This window comes from Prevotella sp. (assembly GCF_036570325.1).
In the GTDB taxonomy this organism is placed as follows: domain Bacteria; phylum Bacteroidota; class Bacteroidia; order Bacteroidales; family Bacteroidaceae; genus Prevotella.
This window is the reverse complement of sequence record NZ_DATCYK010000042.1, coordinates 1-5138: the sequence shown is the minus strand read 5'-3', so window position 1 is coordinate 5138 and position 5138 is coordinate 1. Positions and strand designations below refer to the sequence as shown.

Below are 5138 nucleotides of genomic sequence, written 5' to 3'. Positions count from 1 at the left end.
ACGACCGACAGATGACAGCCGTCCACACCCAACAAGGACGTACTTACACGGCCGACACATTCATCAGTGCCATCCATCCCCGCCAACTTATCGGCATGACCGACAGCCATTGCTTCTCAAAAGCCTTCCGAAAGCGTATCGGCGAGGCGCCCGACAGCTATTCCTCGTTCTGCGCCTACTTCATTTTCAAGCCCCAATCGTTTCCTTACATCAACCACACCTGCTACTTTCAGCAGGACTACGGCCACGTGTGGAACTACGACGAATACGCCCCCGACACGTGGCCGCGGGGCTTTATGTACATGACACCAGCCGAAGTGGAGCAAGGACCGTGGGCAAGGAAGATGATAGTAACGGCCATCATGCCCTTCGATGTAGTGGAGCAATGGGCCGAAAGCAGCACCGGACACCGCGATCAGGCCTACTACCGATGGAAAGAAGTCCATCTGCAACGCATCAGGGAGCGCATGAACCGCCTCTATCCGGGCTTCGACAAGATGGTGGAACACGCCTTCGCGGCCTCTCCCCTCACCATTCGCGACTACTACGACGAGCCCCACGGCGCCCTCTACGGCCTGCGTCACGACACCGACTGCATAGCCCAATCGCAAGTGCCGCCATTTACCAAATGCCGAAACCTGCTCCTCACGGGACAGAACATCAATCTCCACGGCTTTTGCGGCGTACCCCTGACGGCCATCACCACGGCCGAAGCCCTCGTGGGACATAACGTTATCGTCAATAAAATCAATGCTTATGAAGCGCAAGATTAACCTACTGCTGCTCTTGCTATGGCTCTTCCACGCCGCCAACGCCCAAAAGCCCGTGGCCGAATACAAGCGATTGAAGGCCTACGAGGCCGTTCCACGCCCCACGACGGCCATCATCGTATGCCCGGGGGGCAGCTATTGCTGGCTCAGCAAGCGCCATGAGGGCAGCGAGGTGGCCCGATGGCTCAACCGCAACGGCATTGCGGCCTACGTACTCCACTACCCCACGGCCGGATGGGCAGGCTTCGCGCTCCACAGCCGCCTATATTTCCCCGGCCGACAATACCCCGACCAGCTCACAGCCATTGAGAAAGCCATCCGCCTTGTCAGGCAAAAAGGTTATCAAAGGGTGGGCGTAATGGGCTTCTCCGCTGGCGGTCACTTGGCCCTCATGGCCGCCGAGAACCTGCCCAAGGACGCCCGTCCCGACTTCGTAGCGCCCATTTACCCCGTCGTGACGCTCTCTCACGCCGTGACCCACCGCCGCAGTCGCCGCGGACTTTTGGGCGAATGGCGATGGCGCAACGCCACCATGCGTGACTCGCTCTCCATGGAGCGCCATGCCAACCGCATCGAATGTCCCGTATTCCTGATGAACTGCAAGGACGATCCTATCGTGGATTACCGCAACTCCATGCTCATGGATAGCGCCCTGACGGTCCACCACGTTCCCCACGTTTACATACAATACACCACCGGAGGCCACGGTTTCGGAGCCTCACCCCACAAAACTTCCAAGGAGGCCATCGGCTGGCTGGATCGCTTCCTAATATGGGTTAGGGGGTTATAGTTGACGAGTTGCTTTTGCAAGTTGACGAGTTAACGAGTAGACGAGTTGACAAGTTGTTTGTGATAGTTGACGAGTTGCTTTTGCAAGTTGACGAGTGAACGAGTAGACGAGTTGACAAGTTGTTTGTGATAGTTGACAAGATACGAGTTGACAAGTTAACAAGTTGTTAGTATTTAGTCAACAAGTAAGTTGTAAAAATAATCCTTATGGCAAATAAATAAAGGCAAAACGCTTATCCCATTTTGCCCGTCCGCAATTCGTTTTCAAGAAAAGAAAACACGTATCCCGGGCTTTGATAATATAAACGGGTACGATCTTCTAAAACTTTCTGATAAGTTTCAGAGTTAAAAACCATGGTCAAAGCCTCCTTCATAGACAACGAAGAGTCCTTCATTATCAAGAGTAGGGCCAATTCCTTGACCATATCATTCTTCATTCTTTCGGTTTCATTCATAGCTTTTTCAGAAGTTTTACGGCCCGTTCCGTGCCAAAATAATATTGTATAGTAATGCCTTTCATGTATTTTAGCCGATTGATGAGCGTTTCCATATCAATATCCTGACTCAGAAACTTCCACAATTGAAGGCCTACCCGGTCATTGGCTATAGGACCGATAACAATATCATAATCATGCAAAGCACTATTATCAGCATACTGATTACGGTTGGCAAGAATAAACTCAGCCCACTCTTTTGTATAATCCTCAAAGATTTTAACGCATAACGATTCCGAAGTGAGCAAGTTTTCATCAAACTCATACTTCTGAATTACTACGTTACCACCCAATAATTCAACCCGTACTTGCGCCAATTCTTGGGCTTGCTCCAAATCGGCAGATAGATAAAAACCACGGCCAAAGTCTTTATGAGGCTTCGACTTTGTCAGGTCTATCGTATCAAAAGCTACATTTGTTCCGTGATAAAGTATCATTCTAACTCTCCTCCCATTCTGCGACAAAGTCCCGCTATGTCCTCCACCATCGTCTCAAACGATTGGGTATGGGCATAGCCATAATGCTTTTCAATAAAATCAATACCCTTAAAGCGGTTCAAATAACTGAACGATTGCTTCATCGTGAGCCCGAATCTCTTGCCAAACTCATAAATGAAGATGATCGTCCATTCCAATTTTTCCTTAGCGCTATACTGCATATAAAAGTCCTCCTAATTCTTTATTGAGCGCTCTTAATAGGTCGATACGCCGGTAAACAATGAAATAACAGCAGCCTCAATCGGCACTTTGAATAAATAACAAAGGTTCATATACCACCCGTTATAGGACAAAAGTAGTAATTAAATTTGAAAAGTACACATTTTTCATGCCCATTTTTTAAAAACCAAACGCACCACAGCCCGCCGCATCCTCTCCATTCCTACAAATAACCCGCTAACTAAATACCATCAACTTGTCTACTTGTCAACTAACTACTCGTCAACTTCCACTAACAACTTGTCAACTCGTCAACTGAATACTCGTCAACTCCCACTAACAAACTTGTATCTCGTCTACTCGTTCACTCGTCAACTTTGACCCTCCCAAAGGGCTGCTTTGAGGCGGTCAAAGCAGCCCTTTGGGAGGGTCAAAGCATAGCTATTGGAATATAAGGAACAAAAAAGAGCGCCCCGCCGACAGCCATTGACTGCTGCCGGCGGGGCGCTCCGGTATATCTTTTCCGCCCGAAGTCGAGGGCAAGGCTGTGCTTAGAAGCTGTAACCCACCCCTACCATGAACGTATCCAAGCCATAGAAGCTGAACGCATGGTTATAACTGAGGTTGAGCTTGAAGCCGGCATACTCGCCGCCAAGACCACAAGTGAACTCATCCGAGCCTTGGTCGGCAAACTGATAACCCACACGGGCCGACACCATTTTGTTGTAGGTGTATTCCAAACCCGTACCCACAAGCGTCTCGTGGGCGTCTTTGGGCGTGAAATAGCGGCACGACAACGCGTAAGTCAGCTTGTGTTCATCGGTCAACGCTACGCCCCAATCGCCTCCAAGGACCACGGACGTAGGCAGACTGTGGAACAATCCGGCGTCATCAAACTTCACTGACTTGCCCAAATCCATCAGTCGGGCGCCTACAGTGAGGACGGTCGGCATGGAAGAAAGGCTGAATGGCTTTTGATAAGCGGCACCCACGGAGAATGCCCACGCCTCGGTCGAGGTGGCCTGATGGCTCTTTGCGTAGGTTCCGGTGACGTAAACGGCCACTTCTTTGGTCACGGCGAAAGAGTAACCCAAGTCGAGCGTCATTTCGTGGGGGCGCAGACGGGCACCCGGATTTTCGCTGTTGACCGCCTCAACGGTCAATCCGTTTTGATAGCGGAAGCCTGCCATGAGGGCCGAACCGTTCTTAAAACGATAGCCGCCGGCAACATTGTATTGCATGAGGCGTCCGTTTTCAGCCTTTGGGTACACCTCCATCGTGGCGTCCGCACGCAGGGTGCGGTCGCCGAAAGTGAGGGCAGCAGGGTTGCTGTAGATGTTCATTTGGTCGCTATTGCCGAGCATGGTGTTACCCATAGCCGCCGAACGGGCGTCGGTATTGGCTTCCAAGATAGTCAGAATGCGGCTTTGGGCCGACATACCCATGGCTGTTGCCAAGCTCAAAGCAAGGATTGTCAATGACTTTTTATTCATAATGATTGATTATTTCTTGATAAAGGTATGTTTACTCGTCACTCTGCCGGTCTTCATCAGCAAGTAGTAAGTGCCCGGAACAAGGCGGTCAACGCCCAAAATCACCTCGTGGGTAGAGGGATTGACGGTCAGTTTCTCGTCGATCAGCTTATGACCGAGCACCGAGGTCACCACGGCTTGAACCTCAGTGACGTCGCTGTGCATGAGCACTTTCACGAAGCTGTGGGCCGGAACCGGATAAACGGCATACACATCGGAGCTGCCTTTGGACGAAACGCGTACTTGGAACGTGGTCACAGAGTGCTTCACGCCGTCGCCAACAGTAAGGCTGATGGTGGCAAAACCTGCCTTGCCGGGGGTCAGCTTGAGCTGGTTGCCGTCTACGGTGGCCTTTACTATGCCCTCATCGTCTGACTTGGCGCTGTAAACAATGTTGCTGTTCTCGCCCGTCTGGAACACGGCGGCCAAATCAACAACGGCTGCCTCGCCACCCTCGGTCAGCGAAACTTCCTTCAGCGGAGCCACTGCCTTGGGAGCGGTGTGGGCTACCACATCGTAAGTGAAGCGCTGTGTAGACTTTCCACCAAGCTGATCGGTCATCGTAAGGTCGAAACTATAGCTGCCGGGCTGGCCTACCTTGATAAGCAAATCGAAGCTGTCGCCCACACGTTTCAACTCTACGCCTGAAGGCAAAGCCGTCGTCGTGTAGGTCCAAGTGTGCTTGTCTTCGTCTACTACCGGCAGTACGGCGTGGTAGTAGGGCTGTGTATCAAGCAAAACCAGCTTATCGCCAATGGTCTTAGTGAACTTAGGCTCGTGGTTCATACGTGTTTTGAAGTTGCAAACAGCCTGCTCTGCCTTGTTGCCAAAGCGGTCGTGGGCCACTACATGCACCTCATATTCCACATTGCTCTTTAAATCTTGGAAATCGTAAGT

The 5138-nt window shown here is 51.2% G+C and carries 6 protein-coding genes and 1 pseudogene; 2 read left to right on the top strand and 5 right to left on the bottom strand.

Translation table 11 applies throughout. The features are described from left to right. Both VIR50_RS03275 and VIR50_RS03270 read left to right on the top strand, forming a co-directional pair. On the top strand, positions 1-773 hold a 773-nt coding region (locus VIR50_RS03275; protein ID WP_414703523.1), incomplete at its 5' end, for a phytoene desaturase family protein. Beyond that, positions 757-1560, top strand: a complete 804-nt coding sequence (locus VIR50_RS03270; protein ID WP_331933712.1) for an alpha/beta hydrolase — start codon at positions 757-759, stop codon at positions 1558-1560. The genes VIR50_RS03275 and VIR50_RS03270, both read left to right, overlap by 17 nt. Before the next feature lie 232 nt (positions 1561-1792). Here the strand turns inward: VIR50_RS03270 and VIR50_RS03265 are convergent, their stop codons facing one another. From VIR50_RS03265 to VIR50_RS03245, 5 genes and pseudogenes are all read right to left on the bottom strand, one after another. Beyond that, positions 1793-2014, bottom strand: coding sequence for a hypothetical protein (locus tag VIR50_RS03265; protein ID WP_331933711.1), 222 nt, complete (start codon positions 2012-2014; stop codon positions 1793-1795). Next, the gene (locus VIR50_RS03260) at positions 2011-2490 is read right to left on the bottom strand and encodes a DUF3990 domain-containing protein (RefSeq protein ID WP_331933710.1); all 480 of its coding nucleotides are present in this window, start codon (positions 2488-2490) and stop codon (positions 2011-2013) included. Before VIR50_RS03260 ends, VIR50_RS03265 begins: the two co-directional genes overlap by 4 nt. Continuing rightward, complete coding sequence (locus tag VIR50_RS03255; protein WP_331933709.1) at positions 2487-2711, bottom strand: DUF3791 domain-containing protein; 225 nt, start codon at positions 2709-2711, stop codon at positions 2487-2489. Before VIR50_RS03255 ends, VIR50_RS03260 begins: the two co-directional genes overlap by 4 nt. A 549-nt stretch (positions 2712-3260) precedes the next feature. Continuing rightward, on the bottom strand, positions 3261-4202 hold the full coding sequence (locus VIR50_RS03250) for a PorV/PorQ family protein (RefSeq protein ID WP_331933708.1): 942 nt from the start codon (positions 4200-4202) through the stop codon (positions 3261-3263). A gap of 9 nt (positions 4203-4211) precedes the next feature. Further along, a pseudogene (locus VIR50_RS03245) lies at positions 4212-5138 on the bottom strand (T9SS type A sorting domain-containing protein); the annotation flags it as partial.

Bases quoted from the DNA above. Each gene is read 5' to 3' on its own strand.
- VIR50_RS03255 (WP_331933709.1), bottom strand. From the start codon at position 2,711: ATGCAGTATAGCGCTAAGGAAAAATTGGAATGGACGATCATCTTCATT.
- VIR50_RS03270 (WP_331933712.1), top strand. From the start codon at position 757: ATGAAGCGCAAGATTAACCTACTGCTGCTCTTGCTATGGCTCTTCCAC.
- VIR50_RS03265 (WP_331933711.1), bottom strand. From the start codon at position 2,014: ATGAATGAAACCGAAAGAATGAAGAATGATATGGTCAAGGAATTGGCC.
- VIR50_RS03250 (WP_331933708.1), bottom strand. From the start codon at position 4,202: ATGAATAAAAAGTCATTGACAATCCTTGCTTTGAGCTTGGCAACAGCC.
- VIR50_RS03260 (WP_331933710.1), bottom strand. From the start codon at position 2,490: ATGATACTTTATCACGGAACAAATGTAGCTTTTGATACGATAGACCTG.